General features: G+C 67.7%; 23 protein-coding genes. 5 read left to right on the forward strand and 18 right to left on the reverse strand.

The window, feature by feature from the left end; all coding sequences use genetic code 11:
* Positions 1–30: 30 nt before the first annotated feature.
* The 6 genes from B7R22_RS12285 to guaB all read right to left on the reverse strand — a co-directional run bounded on the left by B7R22_RS12285 (position 31) and on the right by guaB (position 6,106).
* Positions 31–498: a DUF3817 domain-containing protein gene (locus B7R22_RS12285; protein ID WP_116412024.1), complete on the reverse strand. Its 468-nt coding sequence runs from the start codon at positions 496–498 to the stop codon at positions 31–33.
* Positions 488–1,336, reverse strand: coding sequence for an SURF1 family cytochrome oxidase biogenesis protein (locus tag B7R22_RS12290; RefSeq protein ID WP_116412025.1), 849 nt, complete (start codon positions 1,334–1,336; stop codon positions 488–490). Before B7R22_RS12290 ends, B7R22_RS12285 begins: the two co-directional genes overlap by 11 nt.
* Positions 1,333–2,826, reverse strand: a complete 1,494-nt coding sequence (locus tag B7R22_RS12295) for a cation:proton antiporter (RefSeq protein WP_116412026.1) — start codon at positions 2,824–2,826, stop codon at positions 1,333–1,335. The genes B7R22_RS12290 and B7R22_RS12295 overlap by 4 nt, the downstream gene beginning before the upstream one ends.
* A gap of 3 nt (positions 2,827–2,829) precedes the next feature.
* Positions 2,830–3,360, reverse strand: coding sequence for a cation:proton antiporter regulatory subunit (locus B7R22_RS12300; protein WP_116412027.1), 531 nt, complete (start codon positions 3,358–3,360; stop codon positions 2,830–2,832).
* 81 nt (positions 3,361–3,441) lie between these two features.
* On the reverse strand, positions 3,442–4,560 hold the full coding sequence (locus B7R22_RS12305) for a GuaB3 family IMP dehydrogenase-related protein (RefSeq protein ID WP_116412028.1): 1,119 nt from the start codon (positions 4,558–4,560) through the stop codon (positions 3,442–3,444).
* A gap of 43 nt (positions 4,561–4,603) precedes the next feature.
* Complete coding sequence (gene guaB, locus B7R22_RS12310; protein WP_116412029.1) at positions 4,604–6,106, reverse strand: IMP dehydrogenase; 1,503 nt, start codon at positions 6,104–6,106, stop codon at positions 4,604–4,606.
* A 244-nt stretch (positions 6,107–6,350) separates the two neighbouring features.
* Between guaB and B7R22_RS12315 the strand changes: the two genes are divergently transcribed.
* Genes B7R22_RS12315 through B7R22_RS12330 form a run of 4 tightly spaced genes read left to right on the forward strand, consistent with a single transcriptional unit; the run spans position 6,351 to position 10,461 of the window.
* The gene (locus B7R22_RS12315) at positions 6,351–7,685 is read left to right on the forward strand and encodes a branched-chain amino acid ABC transporter permease (protein WP_116412237.1); all 1,335 of its coding nucleotides are present in this window, start codon (positions 6,351–6,353) and stop codon (positions 7,683–7,685) included.
* A 13-nt stretch (positions 7,686–7,698) separates the two neighbouring features.
* The gene (locus tag B7R22_RS12320) at positions 7,699–8,688 is read left to right on the forward strand and encodes a branched-chain amino acid ABC transporter permease (RefSeq protein ID WP_116412030.1); all 990 of its coding nucleotides are present in this window, start codon (positions 7,699–7,701) and stop codon (positions 8,686–8,688) included.
* On the forward strand, positions 8,678–9,676 hold the full coding sequence (locus tag B7R22_RS12325) for an ABC transporter ATP-binding protein (RefSeq protein WP_116412031.1): 999 nt from the start codon (positions 8,678–8,680) through the stop codon (positions 9,674–9,676). The genes B7R22_RS12320 and B7R22_RS12325 overlap by 11 nt, the downstream gene beginning before the upstream one ends.
* Before the next feature lie 2 nt (positions 9,677–9,678).
* Complete coding sequence (locus tag B7R22_RS12330; RefSeq protein WP_116412032.1) at positions 9,679–10,461, forward strand: ABC transporter ATP-binding protein; 783 nt, start codon at positions 9,679–9,681, stop codon at positions 10,459–10,461.
* A gap of 338 nt (positions 10,462–10,799) precedes the next feature.
* Here B7R22_RS12330 and B7R22_RS12335 read toward each other — a convergent pair whose 3' ends face one another.
* From B7R22_RS12335 to groES, 3 genes are all read right to left on the reverse strand, one after another.
* Positions 10,800–12,131, reverse strand: coding sequence for an ABC transporter substrate-binding protein (locus B7R22_RS12335; RefSeq protein WP_116412033.1), 1,332 nt, complete (start codon positions 12,129–12,131; stop codon positions 10,800–10,802).
* A gap of 85 nt (positions 12,132–12,216) precedes the next feature.
* Positions 12,217–13,176: an EamA family transporter RarD gene (rarD, locus tag B7R22_RS12340; protein WP_116412034.1), complete on the reverse strand. Its 960-nt coding sequence runs from the start codon at positions 13,174–13,176 to the stop codon at positions 12,217–12,219.
* Positions 13,176–13,472, reverse strand: a complete 297-nt coding sequence (gene groES / locus B7R22_RS12345) for a co-chaperone GroES (RefSeq protein WP_116283854.1) — start codon at positions 13,470–13,472, stop codon at positions 13,176–13,178. The genes rarD and groES overlap by 1 nt, the downstream gene beginning before the upstream one ends.
* A gap of 142 nt (positions 13,473–13,614) precedes the next feature.
* On the opposite strand from groES, the gene B7R22_RS12350 reads away from it, so the two are divergent.
* Positions 13,615–14,805 (forward strand): class I SAM-dependent methyltransferase, encoded by a 1,191-nt coding sequence (locus B7R22_RS12350; RefSeq protein WP_116412035.1) that lies wholly within the window; start codon positions 13,615–13,617, stop codon positions 14,803–14,805.
* Positions 14,806–14,879: 74 nt separating this feature from the next.
* On the opposite strand, the gene B7R22_RS12355 is transcribed toward B7R22_RS12350, so the two are convergent.
* From B7R22_RS12355 to glmS, 9 genes are all read right to left on the reverse strand, one after another.
* Complete coding sequence (locus tag B7R22_RS12355) at positions 14,880–15,488, reverse strand: hypothetical protein (RefSeq protein WP_116412036.1); 609 nt, start codon at positions 15,486–15,488, stop codon at positions 14,880–14,882.
* Positions 15,489–15,604: 116 nt separating this feature from the next.
* Positions 15,605–15,883, reverse strand: coding sequence for a DUF4190 domain-containing protein (locus B7R22_RS12360; protein ID WP_172582363.1), 279 nt, complete (start codon positions 15,881–15,883; stop codon positions 15,605–15,607).
* Between the two features lie 66 nt (positions 15,884–15,949).
* Entirely contained in the window at positions 15,950–17,080 is a 1,131-nt protein-coding gene (tsaD, locus tag B7R22_RS12365; protein ID WP_116412038.1) for a tRNA (adenosine(37)-N6)-threonylcarbamoyltransferase complex transferase subunit TsaD, read from the reverse strand.
* Complete coding sequence (rimI, locus tag B7R22_RS12370; RefSeq protein WP_253259052.1) at positions 17,077–17,610, reverse strand: ribosomal protein S18-alanine N-acetyltransferase; 534 nt, start codon at positions 17,608–17,610, stop codon at positions 17,077–17,079. The genes tsaD and rimI overlap by 4 nt, the downstream gene beginning before the upstream one ends.
* A complete protein-coding gene (gene tsaB / locus B7R22_RS12375) occupies positions 17,607–18,251 on the reverse strand; it encodes a tRNA (adenosine(37)-N6)-threonylcarbamoyltransferase complex dimerization subunit type 1 TsaB (RefSeq protein ID WP_253259053.1) in 645 nt (214 codons plus the stop codon). The genes rimI and tsaB overlap by 4 nt, the downstream gene beginning before the upstream one ends.
* The gene (gene alr / locus B7R22_RS12380) at positions 18,248–20,176 is read right to left on the reverse strand and encodes an alanine racemase (RefSeq protein ID WP_116412039.1); all 1,929 of its coding nucleotides are present in this window, start codon (positions 20,174–20,176) and stop codon (positions 18,248–18,250) included. The genes tsaB and alr (B7R22_RS12380) overlap by 4 nt, the downstream gene beginning before the upstream one ends.
* Positions 20,173–21,462, reverse strand: a complete 1,290-nt coding sequence (gene alr / locus B7R22_RS12385) for an alanine racemase (protein WP_116412040.1) — start codon at positions 21,460–21,462, stop codon at positions 20,173–20,175. The genes alr (B7R22_RS12380) and alr (B7R22_RS12385) overlap by 4 nt, the downstream gene beginning before the upstream one ends.
* On the reverse strand, positions 21,459–21,818 hold the full coding sequence (locus B7R22_RS12390) for a holo-ACP synthase (protein WP_116412041.1): 360 nt from the start codon (positions 21,816–21,818) through the stop codon (positions 21,459–21,461). Before B7R22_RS12390 ends, alr (B7R22_RS12385) begins: the two co-directional genes overlap by 4 nt.
* A 16-nt stretch (positions 21,819–21,834) precedes the next feature.
* Complete coding sequence (glmS, locus tag B7R22_RS12395) at positions 21,835–23,682, reverse strand: glutamine--fructose-6-phosphate transaminase (isomerizing) (RefSeq protein WP_116412042.1); 1,848 nt, start codon at positions 23,680–23,682, stop codon at positions 21,835–21,837.
* Between the last annotated feature and the right edge of the window lie 31 nt (positions 23,683–23,713).

Raw genomic sequence — 23,713 nt, forward strand, 5'->3', positions numbered from 1 at the left:
TCGGCGGCCTCGACTCCGTCTGCGACAGTGTTAGTGATGGGATGCCTCCACGGGTGGTTGGGTCGATGCTGAGGGGTCTACGGGCTGAGCCTCACGCCGGGCCAGGTACGCCGTGACCTCCCGCGCGATGCGGCCTTCGAGAAAGTACGACAGCAGCGGGATGACGCCGCCGAGTGCGAGCACGATGAACCGGGTGAAGCCCCAGCGCATGCGGCTCCAGAGCTGGAAGCACGAGAACAGGTAGACGACGTAGAACCAGCCGTGCACGATGAGGATGATCGTGGAGAGGTTCACCGCGGTCACGGTGCCATCGGGAACGAGGGCAAGGAACCCGTGCGGGCCGCCCAGCTCGATCTCCACGCCGATGGGTGTGTACTTCAGGAGCATCTCCGCGCAGAGCAGCAGGAGGAACGTTCCCGTGATGATCGAACAGACCCGGTAGAACGTCAGGGCCGATCGGATGCGCCCGAAGTCGGCGCGTTTGGGCTCAAGTGGCATGGGTCGATTCTACGTCCGCCTCTTCGCGTTCGCGTTCCCAGGCGTCTCTCACCAGGCGGTACCAGAAGAAGATCGCAAAGCCGGCGAAGATGACCCATTCGACCGCGTAGAAGATGTTCAGCCAGTTCAGTTCGGTGGTGCGCTGCGGGATCGGCGAGTCGATGGCCGCGAGACCGGCCGCCGGGGCGGACGCCACGATGTACCCCCCGTAGACCGTGGCCGTGTCGGGGAAGTCGGTCCAGACGTTGATGAGGGAGGCGATCGACAGGGTCGACATGATGCGATCACCGGGCAGCTTGCCTTCCGAGTCCTTGATGTCGGGTCCGTCGGATCCGACGTAACGACCCAGCAGTTCCTCGGTGGGGAAACCCGACGTCTGGGTGAGAGTGCGGGCGGCGGCCTCGGCCTTCGACCGGTCATCCGACCAGCCGAGAGCGACGGCGACGGATGTCTGTGAGCCGCCCGACTGGGCAGCGGAGAGGTCGAACCGGCCGACCACCCAGTAGCCGAGCACTCCCCCGTTCAGCCGGTTCGAGACGATCGTGAAGTCCGGCGCGACCAGCGAGCCGTCGGCAATGACCATCTGGCCGTCCTCCGCCTCCTGTACGGGCGCACCGGCCGTCGCCGCCTCCTCGAGGGGCTTCGCGATCTCGGTGGTGGCGTTCGGGTTCGGCCCGTTGGAGGTGACGGCACGGCTCAGCTGCCACTGGCCGAGGGCCGCGAAGATGGCGGCGACGACCAGGGCCAGCACGAGGGCCCAGATCCACTTCGGGCGCCGCATGACGCTGAACACCGAGACCGGTGCGTCCGTGACGGGTGGTTCGCTGGTGCGCGTCAATACTCGCTGTCTTCCTGGCGTTCGGCGCCGGTCTGCCTGTCGCCGGCGGCATCGGTCTGCACCGAGGCCTGTTCGGCGATGCGATCACGATACTCCGGGATCGCTGGGGGAACGCCGGGCGGTTGACGGGGAACAGACACAGGAGCGGTGACGGGAGAGGTGCTGGGAGCCAGCTCCGCACCGGGCGCCGTCGCAGCCTCGACCAGCGCGATGCCCTCGAGGAGCATCGGATCGCGCTCCCGCTTGACGCGTTTCGCCGCCGCAGCCGCCGCCGCCTTCCTGGCCCGCGACGACCGCAGCAGCCGGGCACCGATCTTCTCAGAATTCGCCGCGAGGATCGGGCCCGCCACCGCCATCACGAGCACGTAGAGCCCTGCGAAAGCCTGCAGCCGGTCATCCAGACCCGCAGCTAGCGCAAGCGTGGCCAGAATGAGCGCGAACTCACCCCGATTCTGCAGGATGACCGTGGTATTGATGCCCGCCTGCACCCCCAGACCGTTCAATCGTGCCACCAGCTGCCCGGCGACGATGTTCAGCACCATGGTCATGACCACCGCGCCGAGCACCGGCCAGATGACCTCGGGGAACTGGGCCGGGTTCAGCCCCAGCCCGAAGTTCAGGAAGAAGAACGCGCCGAACACGTCGCGGAGCGGGATCGCGATGTGCTCGATCTTGTTGCGGTACCGCGTCGCGCCGAGCACCAGCCCGATCAGGAAGGCCCCGATCGCGTCGGTCACGCCGAGCAGCTCGCCGATTCCGCCGAAACCGATCGCCAGGCCGAAGAAGAGAACCGTGAACAGTTCGTCGTCTTTCGTGCGGAAGAGTTTTGACACCCACTTGCCGCCGAACCTGGCGACCGTGAACATGACCACGAGGAACAGGAACGAGATGCCCAGCTTCGCGATCACCGGCCAGACGGCCGTCTCCCCACTGAGCACGACTGAGACGATCGCCAGGTAGATCGCGATGAAGATGTCCTCCACCACGGTCACCCCCAGGATCATCGGGGTCTCGGGGTTCGCGAGGCGGTTCAGTTCGATCAGCAGCTTCGTGACGATCGCGCTCGAGGATGTCGCGGTGATACCCGCGATCACCAGCGCCTCGCGCGTACCCCAGCCCACAAGGAACCCGAACGCGAAGCCGGCGACCATGTTGATGGCGATGTACGAGCCGCCGGACACAATCAGCTTGCCCGCGTTGCCGAAGAATTCGTCCTGGTCGAACTCGAGCCCCAGGTTGAACAGCAGCAGCACCAGCCCGAACACGGCGATGAGCGCGATGTAGTCCGAGTTGATGAAGTTCAGCGGGAACAGATGGAAGTTCGGGCTCGCGAGGAGGCCGACCACCATGTAGATGGGGATGGCCGGCAGCCCGACGGCCTTGCCGAGACGCCCGAGGATGTAGGCGATGACGAAGAGGATGCCGAGAACCAGCAGGTCACCACCGAGATGTGTGGTGTCGCCCCCGGTGGCTGCGAGAACGAGCTGCATCGCCTAACCTCCGGGCGGCGCGTCGACGGCGGTCTTGGCCTTGTACTGGCCGCTGCGGAAGAAGTTGAAGACCTTCGCGACCTTCTCCGGTGTGCCCGCCACCACGAGGGTGTCGCCCGGGAAGACGCGGAAGTCGCTGGCCGGGGCCGGGTTCGCCGAACCGTTCCGCACGACGGCGACGACGGTGACTCCGACGACACCGCGGTCGGCAGGATCACCGAGCTCCTGACCGGCGATGTGGTCTTCGTAGTCGACGGTGAACCAGTCGATCGAGAGCCCGGGGATCTGGTCGAGCTGGGTGAGCGACTCGGTGATCTGCGTGCCGCCGAGCAGCTCGGCGAGCGTGTGCGCCTCGTCTTCGCTGAGACGGAGGGAGACCTTGTTGGACTCCGCGCCGTCTTCTTCGTCGGCGAAGGTGATCAGGTCGCTGTGGCCGGAACGGTGGGCGATGACGCCGACCTTGCCGCCGTCGTCGGTGATGAACGTGTGCAGAACACCGACTCCCGGGAGCTTGACCCGTCGTACATCAACCATGACTGATCTCCCTGGTGTGCTGGTCTGTCGAACTTCGAGTCTACCCGCGGGTGGGGGTGGACCCACCCGGCCAGGGTGCGCTCAGCGCGCTGCGTACGGGGCCACGACGACCTCGATGCGCTGGAACTCCTTGAGGTCGGAGTAGCCGGTGGTCGCCATCGAACGCCGGAGCGCGCCCATCAGGTTCGCCGTTCCGTCGGCGACGGGAGACGGCCCGAAGAGGATCTGCTCGAGCGGCGCAACGGCCCCGACACGCACCCGATTTCCGCGCGGAAGCTGGCTGTGGTGAGCCTCAGGGCCCCAGTGGTAGCCACCGCCCGGCGCATCCGTGGCCCGGGCGAGAGCCGTGCCGAGCATGACGGCGTCGGCGCCCACCGAGATCGCCTTGACGATGTCGCCCGACGTTCCGAGGCCACCATCGGCGATGACGTGCACGTAACGCCCGCCTGACTCGTCGAGGTAGTCGCGGCGTGCTCCCGCGACATCCGCCACAGCCGTCGCCATCGGCGCGTGGATGCCCAGGGTCGCCCGTGTCGTGGAGGCCGCTCCCCCACCGAAACCGACGAGCACACCGGCGGCACCCGTTCGCATCAGGTGGAGCGCGGCGGTGTAGGTGGCGGCTCCGCCCACGACGACGGGAACGTCGAGGTCGTAGATGAACTTCTTGAGGTTCAGCGGCTCGACGGTCTTCGAGACGTGCTCAGCCGACACGGTCGTACCGCGGATGAAGAACAGGTCGACCCCGGCTGCGACGACGGTCTCGTAGAGCTCCTGCGTGCGCTGCGGCGACAGAGAGCCTGCGACGGTGACTCCGGATGCCCGGATCTCGGCCAGGCGGGCCGTCACCAGCTCGGGCTTGACCGGCTCAGCGTAGATCTGCTGCATGCGCACGGTGGCTGCGCCCTCGGGTAGCTCCCGGATCTCGGCGAGCAGAGGCTCGGGGTTCTCATACCGCGTCCAGAGGCCCTCGAGGTCGAGCACGCCGAGACCGCCGAGCCGCCCCATCGCGATGGCGGTGGCGGGCGACACGACGGAGTCCATCGGGGCCGCGAGCACGGGGATGTCGAACTGGTACGCGTCGATGCTCCACGTTGTGGAGACATCCTGCGGGTCGCGGGTGCGCCTCGACGGTACGACAGCGATGTCGTCGAACGCGTAGACCCTGCGGCCTCGTTTGGACCGGCCGATTTCTCTTTCCATACTCACCCGGCAAGCCTATCGGTCAGCCGACCGGGCTCCCGGTTCAACGGCGGTAGTTGGGCGCCTCGACCACCATCTGGATGTCGTGCGGGTGCGACTCCTTCAGGCCGGCGGCCGTGATGCGCACGAACTTGCCCCGCGCCTTCAACTCCTCGACCGACCGCGCACCCACGTAGAACATCGACTGGCGGAGCCCACCGAGCAGCTGGTACGCCACGTTCGAGAGCGCACCGCGGTACGGAACCTGCCCCTCGATGCCCTCGGGAATCAGCTTGTCGTCACTCGGAACGTCTGCCTGGAAGTAGCGGTCCTTCGAGTACGAGGTCCTCTCGCCGCGGGTCTGCAGGGCCCCGAGCGATCCCATGCCGCGGTAGCTCTTGAACTGCTTGCCATTGACGAACACCAGGTCGCCCGGGCTCTCGTCGCAGCCGGCCAGCAGCGAGCCGAGCATGACGGTGTCGGCACCGGCCACGAGAGCCTTGGCGATGTCGCCCGAGTACTGCAGGCCACCATCCGCGATCACCGGCACGCCGGTCTCGCGCGCCGCCAGTGACGCCTCGTAGACGGCCGTCACCTGGGGAACGCCGACGCCCGCGACCACGCGGGTGGTGCAGATGGATCCGGGACCGACACCGACCTTGATCGCGTCGACACCGGCGTCGATGAGAGCCTGCGCGCCTGAGCGGGTGGCGACGTTGCCGCCGATGATGTCGACTCCGGATGCGGCGGGGTCCGCCTTCAGACGCTTGACGATCTCGAGCACACCGGCGCTGTCGCCGTTGGCGGTGTCGACCACCAGGACGTCGACCCCGGCATCCACCAGCGTCATCGCACGCTCCCAGGCGTCGCCGAAGAAGCCGATCGCGGCACCGACGCGCAGCCGACCGGATTCGTCCTTCGTGGCGTTCGGGTACTTCTCGCTCTTGTCGAAGTCCTTCACCGTGATGAGGCCGCGGAGGTGACCGGCGGCATCCACGAGCGGTAGCTTCTCGATCTTGTGCTGGGCGAAGATGGCGATCGCGCCGTCGGGATCGATGCCCACGGGAGCGGTGATGAGGGGCGCCTTCGTCATGACGTCGCGCACCAGCGTGGTGCTCTTCTCCCAGGCGGCGACAAAACGCATGTCGCGGTTGGTGATGATGCCGACGAGGATTCCCGCGGCATCCACCACCGGAAGCCCGGAGACCCGGAACTGCCCGCAGATCATGTCGGCCTCGGCGACGGTCGCGTCAGGCGTTGTCGTCACCGGGTTCGTGATCATACCCGACTCGCTGCGCTTCACCTGGTCGACGTTCGACGCCTGGTCCTCGATCGAGAGGTTGCGGTGGATCACGCCGAAGCCGCCCTGCCGTGCCATGGCAATGGCCATGCGGGACTCCGTGACGGTGTCCATCGCCGACGAGAGGAGGGGCGCTGCGAGTGAGATGCGCTTCGTGAGACGCGAAGTGGTGTCGGCCTCGCTCGGGATCACATCGGTGTGGCCCGGCAGCAGCATCACGTCGTCGTAGGTCAGGCCGATGAATCCGAACGGGTCATTGTGTTCCATTGCTGCTCTTCTCCCACGATTTTGTACATCTCTACTCTTGTGCTGATTCTAACGAGCCGAAAGGCGTGCCTATTCCGCACGCACCCGAAACACGCATGACACAAACCGTGTATAACGTAAGCTCACTTGCAACTCGCTCGCAGCGTCCAAAGATGCGCGCTCGTCCTGGAGGAATTGAAACTTGACGACACTGACCGTGCCGAAAAGGCCCGAGGGCCGCGTGAGGGTCTGGCGACTCGCTGCGATGATCACGATGGCGATCACCGCGGTGCTGCTGCTGGTGGGCCTCGGCACCACTCCCGCCTTCGCCACCACCACCCCGCCACCCACAGCGGCTGCCGCCTGTGCGACGAGCGATACGACCGGCTGCCTCCAGGGCACCATCAAGCTGCCGAGCGGCGACCCTGCCGTCGGGATCAAGCTGGAGATCAAGGGCGGCGACCTCGACACCGTCGCCACGACCGGGTCCGACGGCAAGTGGAGCCAGGCGATCACCGTCGCAGGGCCCTACACGATCAACCTCGACACGTCGTCGATCCCGGATGGCGCCGTGCTCGACTCGGCCGCCAAGAACCCGGCGACCGTGAACGGTGCGCTCAAAAAGAACGTCGGCTTCGTGTTCAAGATCGTCGGCGGCACCACCGCCGACGACGGCACCACGACGCAGACTCCGACCACGGATGTGTCCACAGGGGTCTCGTTCGAGCGCTTCCTGCAGCAGCTCGTCTCGGGCATCCGGCTCGGCCTGCTGCTCGCCCTCGCGGCCGTCGGCCTCTCGCTGATCTTCGGCACAACCGGGCTCTCCAACTTCGCCCACGGCGAGCAGGTCACGCTCGGCGGTCTGCTGGCCTATCTCTTCGCGAATGTGCTGGGGCTGAACCTGATCCTCGCCGCGGTGATCTCGGTCGCGATCTGTGCGGCGACCGGGTACTTTCAGGACGCGGCGATCTGGAAACCCCTGCGCAGGCGGGGGCTCGGCACGACCCAGCTGATGATCGTGACCATCGGGCTCTCGATCGCGCTGCAGTATGCGTTCCAGTACTTCCTGGGAGCTTCGACCGTTCGTATCGACATGGCCAACCCCGTGACGGTGCAGCTCGGCCCGGTCGCCCTCTCCCAGCAGTCTCTCGTCTCGATGGCCATCGCCATCGTCGTGATCGCGCTGGTCGGCTTCGTGCTGGTCAAGACCCGCATCGGCCGGGCAACGCGTGCCGTCTCCGACAACCCGTCGCTTGCGGCGGCGTCGGGCATCGACGTCGACCGCATCATCCGTCTCGTCTGGACGAGCGCCACGGCCCTCGCCGGCCTCTCTGGCGTGCTGCTCGGGCTGGTGCTGAACGGCGTCAATTGGCAGACCGGTCTGCAACTGCTACTGCTCATGTTCGCCGCGATCACCCTCGGTGGCCTCGGCACGGCATTCGGCGCTCTCGCCGGTGCCATGATCATCGGTCTCGTCGTGGAGCTCACGAACCTCGTTCTGCCGGGCGACTTCAAGTACGCCACGGCACTCGTCATCCTGATCCTCGTGCTGCTGGTCAGACCACAGGGAATCTTCGGGCGCCGAGAGCGCATCGGTTAGAAGGGCTGCACTCATGGATCAATTCCTCACCACTCTGGTCGCCATCCTCAACTCGGCGATCTCGCCCCAGACCGCGGCACTCGCGATCGCAGCCATCGGCCTGAACATCCACTTCGGCTACACGGGCCTGCTGAACTTCGGCCAGGCCGGGTTCATGCTGATCGGGGCCTACGCCTTCGCGATCTCGATCATCGGTGGCCTGCCGATCATCCTCGCCTTCCTCATCGCCCTCGTCGCTGCGGTGCTCTTCGCGCTGATCCTGGGTATCCCCACCCTGAAGCTCCGTGGGGACTACCTGGCGATCGTCACCTTGAGCGCGGCGGAGATCGTGCGGATGGTCGGGCGGTCCTCCCTGCTCACGAACATCACCGGCGGCTCGAACGGCATCACCGGCAACGAGTACCGTGGCCCCTTCACCGATCTGTCGTTCTTCGGCGACGGCCGGATCGACTTCGGCCCGTGGAACTACGACGCGACCGGCTCGAACGGCTGGTGGTTCATCGCTACGGCCTGGTTCGTGGTGGCCCTCCTCTGCCTCTTCGTCTGGGCGATCATGCGGAGCCCCTGGGGCCGTGTGCTCCGCGGCATCCGCGAAGACGAGGACGCCGTGCGCGCGCTCGGCAAGAACGTCTACAGCTACAAGATGCAGGCCCTCATCCTGGGCGGCGTCATCGGCGCCATCGCCGGCATCGTGTACATCCTGCCGGCATCGCTCCAGGCCGACAGCATGGGCCGATCGATGACCTACTTCATCTTCACCGCCCTGTTGCTCGGCGGTGCAGCGACGGTCTTCGGCCCGGTGCTCGGTGCGATCGTGTTCTTCGCACTGCGCCTGCTGGTGCAGGGGCTGGCGGGCCAGTTCGTGCCCGGCACCATCATGAACGGGCAGCAGACGGAACAGTTCGCCTGGATCGTCATCGGCATCACACTGATGCTCGTCGTGATCTTCAGACCGCAAGGTATTCTCGGCAACAAGAAGGAGCTGAGCTTCGATGTCAAGTGACGTCCCCACCACCACAGCCACCATCACGGCGGCGGGCGCGGCAGCGAAGGCGAGTGTCGCCGATGTGCCCCACGAGCCCGGAGTGGCAAAGCCCGATGCGATCCTGACGGTCGATCACGTCACACGCCGCTTCGGCGGCGTGACCGCGGTCGACGTGCAGCACCTCGAGGTGCAGCGCGGCATCATCACCGCCCTGATCGGCCCCAACGGTGCCGGCAAGACCACGTTCTTCAACCTGATCACCGGATTCGACAAGCCGAGCTCGGCGCCGAAGCTCATCGGTGGCCCCAAGGCCGGCGAGGCGGCGAAGTCGTCGTTCAACGGCAACGAGGTCGGCAACATCGGCGCCACCAAGGTGGCCAAGCAGGGCATGGTGCGCACCTTCCAGCTCACCAAGGCGCTGTCGAAGCTAACCGTGCTCGAGAACATGCGCCTTGGCGCGAAGGACCAACCCGGCGAGAATCTGTTCGTCGCGATGATCAAGCCGCTCTGGGCCAAGCGCGAAGCTGAGATCACGCTGAAGGCCGAAGACCTCCTCGCCCGGTTCAAGCTGCTCGAGAAGAAGGACGACATGGCCGGCAGCCTGTCGGGCGGCCAGAAGAAGCTGCTCGAGATGGCCCGCGCGCTGATGAGCGACCCCGTCATGATCATGCTCGACGAACCGATGGCCGGGGTCAACCCCGCGCTCACGCAATCCCTGCTCGGGCACATCCAGGCTCTCCGGGACGACGGGATGACCGTGCTCTTCGTCGAGCACGACATGCACATGGTGCGTCACATCTCCGACTGGGTCGTCGTCATGGCCGAGGGCCGCGTCGTCGCCGAAGGGCCCGCAGGCACCGTGATGGATGACCCCGCCGTCATCGACGCCTACCTCGGCGCACACCACAACACCGACCTCGGCGACGACTCGCTCCTGACCGACGAGGTGGCCGAAGAACTGGCGGCCGAAGTCACTGCCGAAGAGACCGCGGAGGGCAAAGCCTGATCATGGCCGAAACGACCGAAACCCGAGTACCCGTGATGCAGGCGTCGAACCTCGTCGCCGGCTACCTGCCCGGGATCAACATCCTGAACGGCTGCAACCTCGACGTCTACCCCGGCGAGCTGATCGGCATCATCGGCCCGAACGGCGCCGGCAAGTCGACGCTGCTGAAGGCCCTCTTCGGGCTCGTCAATGTGCGTTCCGGCTCTGTCACGCTGAAGGGCGAGGACATCACCGGGCTCAAGGCCAACAAGCTCGTGCAGGCCGGCGTGGGCTTCGTGCCGCAGACCAACAACGTCTTCCCCTCGCTCACCATCGAGGAGAACCTGCAGATGGGGCTGTTCCTGCGGCCGAAGATGCTGAAGGAACGCCTCGAGGCGATCTTCGACCTCTTTCCCGTGCTCGCGGATCGCCGCCAGCAGCGCGCGGGTTCGCTCTCCGGTGGTGAGCGCCAGTCCGTGGCTATGGCCCGGGCCCTGATGATGGACCCGTCTGTGCTGCTGCTCGACGAGCCCTCCGCCGGCCTCTCCCCTGTGCGCCAGGACGAGACTTTCATCCGCACCCGCCGCATCAACAAGACCGGCGTCTCGATCATCATGGTGGAGCAGAACGCCCGCCGCTGCCTGCAGATCTGCGACCGCGGCTACGTGCTCGACCAGGGCCGTAACGCCTACACCGGCACCGGCCGGGAGCTTGCCGACGACCCCAAGGTCATCGAGCTCTACCTCGGCACCCTCGCCAATGACGTGGAGAACGAAGAGGGCGCGAACGCCCCCGGCGTCATCTGACCCACCGCGCCAGCCTCACGGCGCCCTCCAGGCCCCGCCCCGGTCCCCCGGTGGCGGGGCCTTATGCGTCCCCCTCGCAGTCCGAGAACGCCAAGGGGCCGTGGCCGGCACGAAATCCGTCCCCAACCCTCCGCTCAGGGCCCCAAGGGACCCATATCGCTCTTCCGGTCATCCGTAACCGCGATTTGGGTCCCTTCGGCGGGCCGGGTGCACGCAGAAGCCCCCCGACCGGCGAACCGAGCGGGGGGCTTCTGTCGAACTGAGGTGGCTGAGACTTCTTCTAAGCTCGTGCCGCGCTTGGGGCGGGATGCCCGTTCAGGGCGTCCCGCCGCGCTCACTTAGTAGGAGGTCTGTCCCTCGATGGCCGACTGGAACGTGTAGGTGTTGTCAGCGTTGTACTTGTAGATGCCGATGTACGCGCTGGAGGGCTCGTTCTTCTCGTTGAACGGGCCGATGCCCGACTGGCCCGTGTACTGGATGTCGGTGCCGGCGGAGACGAGCGGCGCGCACTCCTTGTACGAGGCGCACTTGGTGCCACCGTTCGCACCGGAGACGGCTGCCAGTTCCTTGTTCAGGTCGGCGGAGACGTTCGACTTGGCCTTCAGCGCTGCGAGAGCGGTGAGGGTGGTCGCGTCGTAGGCCTCAGGAGCGTAGGAGAAGTCCTTGAGGTCTGCGTTCTCTGCACCCTTGTACCAACTGACCAGCGACGCCTTGAAGTCGGGGTTCGCATTCGCGCCCGGGATCGTGCCCTGGGCGTTCTCCAACGTTCCGGCCTGGAAGTCCTTGCTGTAGTCGGCAGTGTTGCCGTCAGAGAGGTAGGTCTTCGGCATCGTCCAGCCCTGAGCGACGAGCTCGGGGATGATCGACTTGGTCTCGTCGAAGGCGAGGATGACGATCGCGTCGGGCTTGGCAGCGAGCGCCGCGGTCACCTCAGCCGAGAACGTGGTCTGGCCGGGAGGGAACTCCTGGCCTGCACCCTTGGCGCCATAGACGACGGTTCCGCCCGAGGACTCGATCGAGGCCTGGGTGAAGTCGCGGAGACCGGTTCCGTAGGAGTCGTTGAAGACGAGGAACGCGACCTTCGAGTTGCCGTCACCCGTGATGAGCGATCCGAGCGCCGAGCCCTGGACCGAGTCCGGCGGTGCAGTGCGGTAGTAGAACGGACCGTAGCCACTGAGCTTCGCCGACGTGTTGGCCGGGGAGATCTCGGTGATCTTCGCTGAGGCGAACGAGTCGACGACGTTCAGCGAGACGCTCGAGGAAGCGGCACCGATGGCGACCGAGACCTTCGCAGCGATCAGCTTCTGGGCGCTCGCGGTCGAGACGCTGAGGTCGGTCGAGTCACCCGAGTCTGCAGCGAGCACGCATGCCTGCTTGCCGTCGACTCCGCCAGCAGCGTTGATGTCGGAGACGGCCAGGCCGACACCCGCCTGCTCCGGCGGGTTGAGGTACGCGAGGCTGCCCGTGACGGGAAGGATCGTACCGACGACGAGGTTGTTCGCGGTCGTGGCGTCGCTCGCGCAGTCCGCCGACGTCGCCGAAGCTGTCGAGGAAGCGGAGGAGGTCGAAGTAGTAGTGCTGCCACCGGAGGCACAGCCGGAGAGCATGACGGCGATGATGCCAGCTCCAGCCAGAACGGACGTCCGGAGGGCGTACTTGGATTTGATCATCCTGTGGAACCCTTTCATAGTGCTCGCGAGTCTGGAGCCCCCACAGCGACGGCCCCTCGCGTTCATTAGGTACAACCTAGGGTCGTTATGTTTCGAGGATGTTTTCTGAACGTGCCGTGGGGATATCGTTAGCAATTCGTAACCGGGATGCACGGCTCGCGCGAATGAGGTCGATGGTCAGCACCAGCAGTGCGAGCCATACGATCCCGAACCCGACCAGTCGCTCGGGCGGCATCGGTTCCCCGAGGATGAACACCCCGGTCAACAGCTGCATGATGGGGGTCAGGTACTGCACGAACCCCATGTGCACCAGCGAGAGCCGCTTTGCCGCCGAGGCGAACAGCAGCAGCGGGATCGCGGTCACCGCACCGGCAGCGACGAGCCCGACGGTGTGCCAGCCACTCCCCTGCCCGAAGGTGATCCCTGTCGTCGTTCCCACGACGGCGAGTTGGATGATCATCAGAGGTGCGAGCCACATCGACTCGAGCGTCAGACCGTTCACCGCGTCGATGCGGGGGCCGACCTGCTTCTTGACCAGGCCGTACAGCCCGAACGAGAACGCGATGATGAGCGAGATCCACGGCACGGCGCCGTAGCCGATGGAGATCACGAGCACCGCGATGGCACTGATGCCGAGCGACACCCACTGCAGGGGCCGGAGCCGCTCGCGCAGGAAGAAGACGCCGAGCAGGATCGTGACGATCGGATTGATGAAGTAGCCGAGCGACGACTCGACGATCTGGCCGCCCGTCGCGGCGATCACGAAGGTCTGCCAGTTGATGTAGATCAGCACGCCGGCCAGACCCATCACGAGCACGAGCCGGGGCTGCCGGAAGACGGCGAAGAACTGGCGCCAGCGGCGGAGGGCGACGATGACCAGCAGGCAGAAGACCAGCGAGAAGAGCACCCGCCAGGCCACGATCTCGAAGGGCCCAGTGGGTGCCAGCAGAACGAAGTAGATCGGCAGCAGCCCCCACAGAAGGTACGCGCCGAGGGCATAGAGAAGCCCGGACCGCGTCGGCCCGGGCTTCTCTGAAGAACTCACTATCGAACGATAACAGCCAGAACGTCGCGAGCTGAGAGCACGAGGTACTCTTCGCCGTTGTACTTGACCTCGGTTCCGCCGTACTTGGAGTACAGGACCTTGTCGCCGACGCTCACATCGAGGGGAACGCGGTTTCCGTTGTCGTCGATGCGGCCGGGGCCGACAGCTTCGACGACGCCCTCCTGCGGCTTCTCTTTGGCCGTGTCAGGAATGACGAGACCCGACGCAGTGGTCGTCTCGGCTTCGACCTGCTTGATAACGATGCGATCCTCGAGCGGCTTGATGGAGACCGACACAGTTGACCTCTTCTTTCTTCGATTCAAAAGTCATGTTTTTGGCACACTCACACTGAGAGTGCTAACTCCACTTTAGGGGTGCTGCTGGCACTCGGTCAACCTGAGTGCCAGCGCTCTGCACCCCCGCCTCTAAACTTGGCCCATGCAGAGAACTGAGCTCGAACAGCTGATGACGGCCGAGGGGCTGAACCTGCTCGACTCGCTCCCGCCCTACACGAACGGGGCGAACATCGTCCGCTCGGTGGCCGATCTCCGAAAGCGTGGCTACTCCGCAGCCCTGGTCGGCGCCGTCATGACCCAGGCCCGCCTCCGGGCGAAGGCGACGGCCAAGTTCGGCGACTTTGCCGACCGGATGCTCTTCACCGAGGCCGGGCTCGAACAGGCCACCCGCCTGAACGTCGCGGCCCTGCACGCCGGCCGTTTCCGCGCTGCCGGCATCGCCCGCGTCGCCGACCTCGGCTGCGGCATCGGAGCGGACGCCCTCGCCTTCGCGGGCCTCGGCCTCGACGTCACGGCAGTCGACCGGGACGAGGTCACCGCCGCCATCGCCTCCTACAACCTCGCCCCCTTCGACACCGCCACGGTCGAACACGGCGACGCGGAGTCGTTCGACGCCTCCCGGGTCGACGGCCTCTACTTCGACCCGGCCCGCCGCACCGCCGGCCACACCAACACCTCGCGCCTCACCGACCCCGCCGACTACAGCCCGTCGCTCGATCATGTCTTCGGCCTCGGCGAGCGGATGCCCGTGGGTGTGAAACTCGGCCCCGGGCTCGATCGCGACCTGCTGCCGCCAAACGCGGAGGCTCAGTGGGTCTCGGTCGACGGGCATGTGGTGGAGACGGGGCTCTGGTTCGGCCCTCTGGCGCGGGAGGGCATCCGCCGCTCCGCGCTTGTCATCGCGAAGGGGCGGAGCGACGAACTACACGCCGCGGGAGACTCCGACGACGTCGACGCCGGCGAGCTCGGGGAGTACCTCTACGAGCCCGACGGGAGCGTCATCCGGGCCCGTCTGATCGGAGACCTCGCCCGGAGCATCGGCGCCCGGATGGTGACTGAACAGATCGCCTATCTGACCGCCGACAGCCTGCTCGAGACGCCGTTCGCATCAGCATTCCGGGTGCGGGAGGTGTTCCCGTTCGCCATTCCCGCGCTGAAGAAGGAGCTGAAGGCCCGCGGGATCGGCCGCCTCGAGATCAAGAAGCGGGGGGTGGACATCGACCCGGCGACGCTCCGCCCGAAACTGGCCCTGCAGGGTTCCGAGGAGGCGACCCTGTTTGTCACGCGGGTGGCGGGAAGGCACACGGCGATCCTCGCCGACCGGCTGGGCTGAGACGCGGCGCCGGCCCCGTCACACGCAGGAGGGCGCCCGGCCGAAGCCGGACGCCCTCCTGAGACGACAGGGTCTCAGTACGTGTAGTTGCTGCTGTCGTTCACGCTCATCGCGATGGCGATGATGAAGACCACGACGAGAACGATCGACAGCAGAACGCCGACGAACCCGACGATGATCGCCGTCAGCCAGAAGCCCTTGGCCGCAGGCTCCTTGCGCCGACCGATGAAGCCGAGAACGACGCCGGCGACGGAGAAGATGAATCCGCCGATACCGATGCTGATCGCGGAGATCAGGATGCCCACGATCGCCGCGATGAAGCCGATCAGGCTGAGGACAGCCGTCTTCGTGGGGGCCGGAGCACCGTAGGCCGTTGCACCCGGTGCACCGTATCCGGGAGCGCCCGGAGCGCCGTACGCGGGAGCCGCGGGCGGTGCGGGGGCGACCGGTGCGTAGGCAGGGGGTGCCGGCGGAACGTCCTTCGCGAGCGGCACGCCACCAGACGCTGCCGGAGCCGAGTAGGCCGGCGCCACAGGGGGCGCGGGCGGAGCGGTCGGCGGGGCCGGCGGCGCAGTCGGCGCCTCGCTCGGAGTGGGCGCCGGCGGGGGCGTGTCCGAGCCCTGGACGGGCGGCACAGCCGGGTGGGAGGTACCCTCGCCGGTGGGGTTCTGGGGATCGGTCATGGTGACGGTTCCTTCCGGTTGTTCGTTCGTCAGTTGTGAGAACTGCTCCGAGCCTAGCGAGAAGCCCCTGGCCTGGGGCACCACGCGCCGCCCGGGGCGATGTCTTGCGCGGGCTGTTAGTAGTTGCTCGACACCGAAGCGGCCCCGACGACCGCCACGACGAAGATGATGTAGATGATCAGCAGCGCCAGCTCGACGAAGCCGATGATGATCGCCGCGATCGCGAGCCCTCGGCCGGCCTCCCCGGTCTTCTTGACCTGGTTGAGCCCGATGAAGCCGAGCACGATCCCGATGACCGTGAAGCCGATGATCGAGACGACAAGCGCCACGATCGAGATGACATTCGTCTTACGAGCGGGAGCTCCGGAAGCGGAATACGAGGCGGGTGTGGACATGGCGGATCTCCTTCGTTGGTGCTTCATCGTGGCAGGAACGCTGAGCGGCTGTCAACGACGAGCCGCTCAGACGACCTGGATGTCGGTCACGGGCAGCGTGGAGTCCGCCCCGAAGTCGAGCCCCGACGGCGCGTGTCCGCGGAGGATCAGCTGCGCGCCGAGCGCCGCGATCATCGCCCCGTTGTCGGTGCAGAGCGAGAGCGGCGGGATGCGGAGCGCCACCCCGGCCGCCGCGCTCCGTTCCATCGCCAGTTCACGCACCCGGGCGTTCGCCACGACGCCGCCACCCAGCAGCAGTCGGGGCACGCCGAGGTCGGCGCACGCCGCAAGGGCCTTCGACACCAGCACATCGGCGACGGCCTCACGGAAGCTCGCCGCGACGTCCGCCACCGGCACCTCCTCGCCCCGGTCGCCGCGCGCCTCGACCCAGCGGGCCACAGCCGTCTTCAGCCCCGAGAACGAGAAGTCGTAGCGGTGCTTCTCGCGGTCCTTCGGCAGGCTGAGACCGCGCGGGAACCGGATCGCCTTCGGGTTGCCACCGATTGCAACCCTGTCGATGTGCGGCCCGCCGGGGTAGGGCAGCCCCAGCACCCGCGCCACCTTGTCGAACGCCTCGCCAGCCGCGTCGTCGATGGTCTCACCGAGCAGCTCGACGTCGGCGACCAGGTCGCGCACGAGCAGCAGCGAGGTGTGCCCGCCCGACACCAGCAGCGCGACGGTGGGGTATTCCAGCGGTTCGGAATCGGGCGTGACGAGATCCACTCCCACATGTCCGACGAGGTGGTTCACCGCGTAGAGCGGCCTGCCGGTCGAGAGCGCCAACGCCTTCGCTGCGGCCACGCCCACCATGAGTGCGCCCGAGAGCCCCGGCCCGCAGGTGACCGCGATCGCGTCGATGTCGTCGAACGTGAGCTGCGCTTCGGCAAGTGCGGCATGGATGGTCGGGGTGAGCGCCTCGAGATGGGCCCGTGCGGCGATCTCGGGTACCACTCCCCCGTAGCGGGCGTGTTCGTCCATCGACGATGCGATCGCGTTGGCGAGCAGCGTGGTGCCGCGCACGATACCGATGCCGGTCTCGTCGCACGAGGTCTCGATGCCGAGCACGACGGGCTCGCGGCCTCCCGCGCCGAAGGCGCCCGGGCCGAAGGCGGCCGGGTCGAAGGCGGCCGCGCCACGGCCGGGATTCTCAGCACTCATGCGGCACCTCCAGCGGGCAGGTCGAGCCGCATGACGACCGCGTCGACGTCATCGGGCTGGTAGTAGCCGCGACGTACTCCGATGGGCAGGAACCCGAGATTCTCGTACAGCGTCTGGGCACCCGGGTTGTCGGCGCGCACCTCGAGGAACAGCCGCCTGGCACCCCGCGAGACCGCCTCGGCGATCAGGGTGGTCATCATCAGCCGCGCGAGGCCGCGCCGCCGCGCATCCGGAGCAACGGCGATGGTCTGGATGTCGGCATCCACCGCTCCCCGCGCACTCATCAGCCCGGCGTACCCACTGAGCGCGGTCGTCGGGCCGTCGCCTGGCCGCGTGGCGACGAGGTAGTGGCAGTACGTCTGCGACAGGTCGCCGAGCATCATCGCCCGGGACCACGCGTCGTTCTCGAACGTCGCGGTCTCGAGCTGCATGATGGCATCGACATCGTCGGGGGTGGCAACGCGCAGCACGAACTGCTCGATCATGGGCTCCTCGCTCACAGGCTCCGCGCTCACTGGCTCCTCGCTCACTGGGTCACCCGCTTCACTCCGGTCGGAACAGTCACGTCGGGCGAGCGGAGGTAGAGCGCTTCGTCGGGGGCGAAGGGTCCGTTCGAATCGAGCAGGCCGAGAGCGACGACACCGAGCTGCCCGGCCGAGACGTGCGCGCCATCGGTTCTGCGGGCGTGCGGGTGCGGGAGGTCATCCGGCTTCGACAGGCCCGGCCCCCCGAGCCTCACCGGCACCGTGCCGAGGTCGTAGAGCGACCAGTAGACCTCGTGCCGCCGGGCATCCGTCACCACCAGCAGCTCGCCGGTACGGCCATCGGATGCCTCGGCGAACGCGATCGCGTCGTGACTGACCACCGGCAGCACCGGCACGCCCGCCCCCAGCGCGAACACCCGCGCCGCGGCGATGCCGACCCGGAGCCCGGTGAACGGGCCGGGGCCCATCCCTGCGACGACACCGGTGAGCTCCCGCACCTCGACTCCGGCCTCCGCGAGCGCCCGTTCGATCAACCGCCCGATCACCTCGGCATGCTTCATCGTGTCGAATCCGTCGGCCTGGCTGAGCACCTGCGGGTTCTGGATGCCCGCCCCACCCCGCACGACAGCCACGCTGGTGCCTGCCGACGTGTCGATCGCCAGCAGCAGCTCGGATCGGCCGGTCAACTGCGTGCTTCCGTGCCGTCGAGCGTGCCTCGCCGGTACAGGGTGAGGTGGCGCGGTTCGATGGGCTCGTCGACGTCGGTCTCGCCGGAGTCGGTCTCGCCGGAGTCGGAGTCGCCGGAGCCCACCGCGGCCCCGTGCGGCCGTTCGATCACGATTTCGAGGTACCCGTCCACCAGGCGTTCGACCATGCCCGAACCCCATTCCACGACCACGATCGAATGCGCGAAGTCGATGTCGAGGTCGTCGAGCTCCGCCGCGCTGCCGAGCCGGTAGGCGTCGACGTGCACCAGCGGAACCCCGGTCGCCCGATTCGGGTGCGTCCGGGCGAGAACGAACGTCGGGCTGGTGACGGAGCCCCGCACTCCCAGCCCCTCGCCGAGCCCCCGCGTGAACGTCGTCTTGCCCGCCCCGAGCTCGCCGGTCAGCACGAGCACATCCCCGGCGCGAAGACGGCTGGCGAACTCCACACCGAACGCGCGCATCCGCTCGGGATCGGCGATCACCCAGGACTCGGCCTCCGCAGAGTCGACCCCTGCAGACTCGGCCTCCGCCCGCTCGTCGCCTGCCCCGCCTGCGGCGATCTCGCCATCGTAGGCCACCGCCACGGCACGAGCCGCCGCGCCGCCGCCCGAGGTCGCCCGGGGTTCGTCGGTCACATACTCGCGCACCACACGGGGACCGACCCGGGCCACGATCTCGTCGCCGATCGTCTGCGCCCATCCCGCCCATTCCTCGGCCGTCGGCACACTCGCGCGCTCGCGTTCCGCCCCGAAACCCTGAGGCGCCTCACCGAACACGATGACCTCGTCGCCCACCGAGACCACGGCGTCACCGACATCCACCATGATCTGGTCCATCGCCACCCGCCCCGCAACCGGGTGCCGCCGACCGTCGATCCACACCTCGCCGTGGCCGCCGGAGGCCCGCGGAATCCCGTCCGCGTAGCCGAGCGGCACCAGCGCCAGCGTCGTCTCGCGTTCGGTGCGGTAGTCGAACCCGTACGACACCCCGTGCCCGGCAGCCACCCGCTTCACCGAGACCACCGGTGCCACCAACGTCATCACCGGCCGGAGCCCGAGCTCCACGGCCGTCTCGTCGTCGAACGGCGAGACCCCGTAGGCGGCGATGCCGAAGCGCACCATGTCGAAACGTGCCTCGGGCATCCGGATGCCCGCGGAACTCGCCGCGAGATGCAGCTTCTGCAATGGAGCGCCGAGCCCCCGCGCGACGTCGACCGCCACGCGGAACTGCGTCAGCGCATCGCGATCGTCGGCCGGCGAAGCATCTGCAAGATGCGACCAGGCCGCGTAGAGCTCGAGTGCGCCCTCGTTGTGCAGCTCGATCGCCCGCTGCACGAGCCCCGGCCAGTCCTCGACCGTTGCGCCGTTGCGGTGGAGCCCGGTGTCGATCTTGAGGTGCACCCGAGTGGGCGCAGGAAGCCCTGCCGCACCCGCCCCCGTCGGACCCGCGGCACCATCCGCAGACGTATCCGCATCCACCCGCACACCCGCCCCAGTCGGCGCCGCGGCACCATCCGCAGACGCAGCCGCCCGCACACCCGCCACAAGCCGCGCCCGCGCCTCCGCGATCCGCTCCAGCTGCCACTCCGCCGACACACCGAGGTCGATCTCTCCGGCCACCGCCCCGTCGAAGTCGGCGTCGGGCGCGTGCATCCAGGCGAAGATCGGCACCGTGAAGCCGGCCGCGCGGAGCTCCAGCGCAGCCGGGATGTCGAGCACCGCAAGAGCGGTCGCCCCGGCCTCGAGGGCCGCACCCGCGAGCTCGATCATCCCGTGCCCGTAGGCGTCAGCCTTCACGGCGAGCATCGTCTCGGCCGGCCGGGCAAGCGCGGCGAGCGTTCGCACGTTGTGCCGGAACGCGTCGAGGTTGATGCGCGCCACGCGCTCGGGAGCTGCTCCACTCATGACTCGTACCTCCGCTCGAACCGCGGGCCGATGCGCGTCACGATCTCGTAGTTGATGGTCTCGGCAGCCCGAGCCCAGTCGTCGGCTGATGGATGCCCGTCCGCCGGATCCCCGAACAGCACCACCCTGTCGCCCACCTCGACGGGTTCGTCGTGCACATCGGCCACGAACTGGTCCATCGCAATGCGCCCCGACACGCGGTAGAGGCTGCCCCGGATCCACACTGGTGCACGGTTCGACCCGAGCCGCGGGATCCCGTCGGCGTAGCCCAGCCCCACCAGCGCGAGCGTGGACTCACCCGCCGTGCGGTAGGTGTACCCGTACGACACGGCACTGTCTGCCGGAACCCGCTTCACCGAGATCACGCGCCCCTCGACCCGCATGGCCGGCCGCAGCCCGAGGTCGGCCGAGGTGGCATCGTCGAACGGCGAGAGCCCGTACATCCCGATGCCGAGCCGCACCATCGACAGCCGGGTCTCGGGCAGTCTCAGCGTCGCTGCCGTCGAGGCGAGGTGGATGACCGTGGGCTCGATCCCGGCGGCACGAGCCTCCTCGGCCGCGACCGTCAGCAGTCGGAGCTGCGCACGATCCTCGTCGTCGTTCGTGTTGGACAGGTGGCTGAAGATGCCCGTGACCGTGAGCACCCCGGACTGCTGCAACTCTGCGGCGCGGCCGAACAGTGAGGCCCACTCGCTCCGCTCGGCACCGTTCCGGCCGAGACCGGTGTCGAGCTTCAGCTGCACCCGTGCCGCGGTTCGGCCCGCGCCGCCGGCGCCCGGCAGCTCGCCGCCCGTGTCACTGGCGTCTCCAGCGCGCGGCACCAGTTCGCCCGCGCCATCTGCAACGCCCCCGCGCACCGCCTCGACGGCCCGCGCCACCGCCTCCAGTTGCGCCACCGAGTTCACCCCGACGTCGATTCCGCGCAGAACCGCCTCATCGAACTGGGCATTCGAGCCGTGCAGCCAGGCCAGAACGGGCATGTCGAGTCCGGCATCCCGGAGCGCCACCGCCTCGTCGACATCGGCCACCCCGAGCCAGGTCGCGCCCGCCTCGACAGCCGCCCGCGCCACCTCGACCGCGCCGTGGCCGTACCCGTTCGCCTTGACGACCGCCATGACGGCGATGCCCGGCCCGACAAGCTCGGCGACGGTGCGCACATTGTGCCGGATCGCCCCGAGGTCGACGTCGGCGAGCCGGAACGGCTGCCGCTCGGCCTCCTGCTGCGACGGCCCCCGCCCCTCAGCCGCCACCCGCGGCTGGACCACCACTGGCTTCTCGTCACTCATCGCACACCACCCTCGCCCACCACGAACGCACAGGCCGAGTCACCGTCGTGGCTCAGCGAGAGATGCAGCGTGTCGATCCCGTGCGCCGCCACCGACTCAGCCGCGTACCCCGCGAGCCTGAACGACGGTCGCCCGAGCTCGTCGGAGACCACCTCGACATCGTGCCAGCGGAACCCGGTGGGGTCGCCGACCGCCTTCACCAACGCCTCCTTCGCCGCAAACCTCGCGGCCAGGGAACGCAGGGACAGCGTGCGTTCGCTCTCAGCGAACAGGCGCTCCACCAACGCCGGAGTGCGCGTCAACTGGCGCTTGAACCGCGGCACATCGACGATGTCGACGCCGACACCGATGATCACGAGTCTCGGCTCCCGGCTACTCGACCGTGACCGATTTGGCGAGGTTGCGCGGCTGGTCGACGTCGAGTCCCTTGGCGGTCGCCAACTCCATTGCGAAGATCTGCAACGGAACGACGGCCAGCAGCGGCTCGAACAGTGCGCCCGCCAACGGGATCGGGATGACCTCGTCGGCGAACGGCAGCACCGCAGCGTCGCCCTGCTCGGCAATGGCGAGAATCCGCGCACCGCGGGCCCGGATCTCCTGGATGTTCGAGACCACCTTGGCGTGCAGCGAATTCGGGTCGCGCGGGCTCGGAACGACCACGAACACGGGCTGCCCCGGCTCGATCAGCGCGATCGGCCCGTGCTTCAGCTCACCGGCGGCGAAACCCTCGGCGTGGATGTACGCCAGCTCCTTGAGCTTCAGGGCACCCTCGAGCGCCACCGGGTAGCCCACGTGCCGGCCGAGGAACAGCACGGCGCGGGAGTCCGACATCCACTTCGCCAGCTCCTGGATGCGCTCCTTCGTGAGCAGCACCTGCTCGAGCTTCTCGGGGATGCTCGACAGTTCGTCGAGCGCCTCCTTCGTCGCCTCGGGCGAGAGTGTGCCGCGCACCTCGGCGAGGTGCAGGCCGAACAGGTAGAGCGCAGCGATCTGGGCGACGAACGCCTTCGTCGACGCCACGGCGACCTCGGGGCCGGCGTGCGTGTAGATCACGGCATCCGACTCGCGGGCGATCGTGGCGCCCTGCGTGTTGCAGATCGAGAGGGTCTTCGCCCCGGCCTCGATCGCGTACTTCACGGCCATGAGTGTGTCCATCGTCTCGCCGGACTGGCTGATCGACACCACGAGCGTCGTCGGCGACAGCACCGGCTCGCTGTAGCGGAACTCGTGCGAGAGCTGCACCTCGACCGGGATGCGCGCCCACTTCTCGAGGGCGTACTTGCCGAGCATCCCGGCGTAGCTGGCGGTGCCGCAGGCGATGATCACGATGCGGTCGATGTCGGCGAGCGACTCTTCGAGCCCGGCGAGATCGGGCAGAACGACATGGTCGTCATGGATGCGCGTGCGGAGCGTGTTCGCCACGGCTTCGGGCTGCTCGCTGATCTCCTTCGCCATGAAGCTCGACCAGCCGCCCTTCTCGGCGGCGGACGCATCCCACGACACCTGGAACTCGGTCGGCTGCACCTCGGTGCCGAAGAAGTCCGTCACCGTCACGGTGTCGGGCGTGATGGTCACGATCTGGTCCTGGCCGATCGCCACCGCGCGCTGGGTGTGCTCGACGAAGGCCGCGACATCCGAGCCCAGGAAGTTCTCGCCCTCGCCCAACCCGATCACGAGCGGGGAGTTGCGGCGCGCACCGACCACGACGAGCGGCTCGTCCTTGTGCAGGGCGAGCAGCGTGAACGCACCCTCGAGGCGCACGACGACGCGGCCGAGCGCTGCGGCGAGCCCGCCGCCGGCCTCGTACTCCCGACCAAGCAGCTTCGCCGCGACCTCGGTGTCGGTCTCGCTCTCGAAGGTGTAGCCGTCGGCGAGCAGCTCGGCCTTCAACTCGGCGAAGTTCTCGATGATGCCGTTGTGGATGAGGGCGAGCTTGCCGTCCCGGCTGAGATGCGGATGCGCGTTGCCGTCCGTCGGCCCGCCGTGGGTGGCCCAACGGGTGTGGCCGATGCCCGTCGAACCGTCGGTGAGCGCTTCGGCGGCCAGGTCATCCACCAGCACAGCCAGCTTGCCCGCGCGCTTCCGAGTGACCAGGTCGCCCTCTTCGGTGATGATCGCCACCCCGGCGGAGTCATAACCGCGATACTCGAGTCGCCGCAGTCCTCCGAGAAGAACCTCCAGGCTCTTTGGTCGTCCGACGTAGCCCACGATTCCACACATGGATCCGATTTTACAGGGGCCATCTGTGTGT

This window comes from Subtercola boreus (assembly GCF_003399635.1).
Taxonomy (GTDB): domain Bacteria; phylum Actinomycetota; class Actinomycetes; order Actinomycetales; family Microbacteriaceae; genus Subtercola; species Subtercola boreus_B.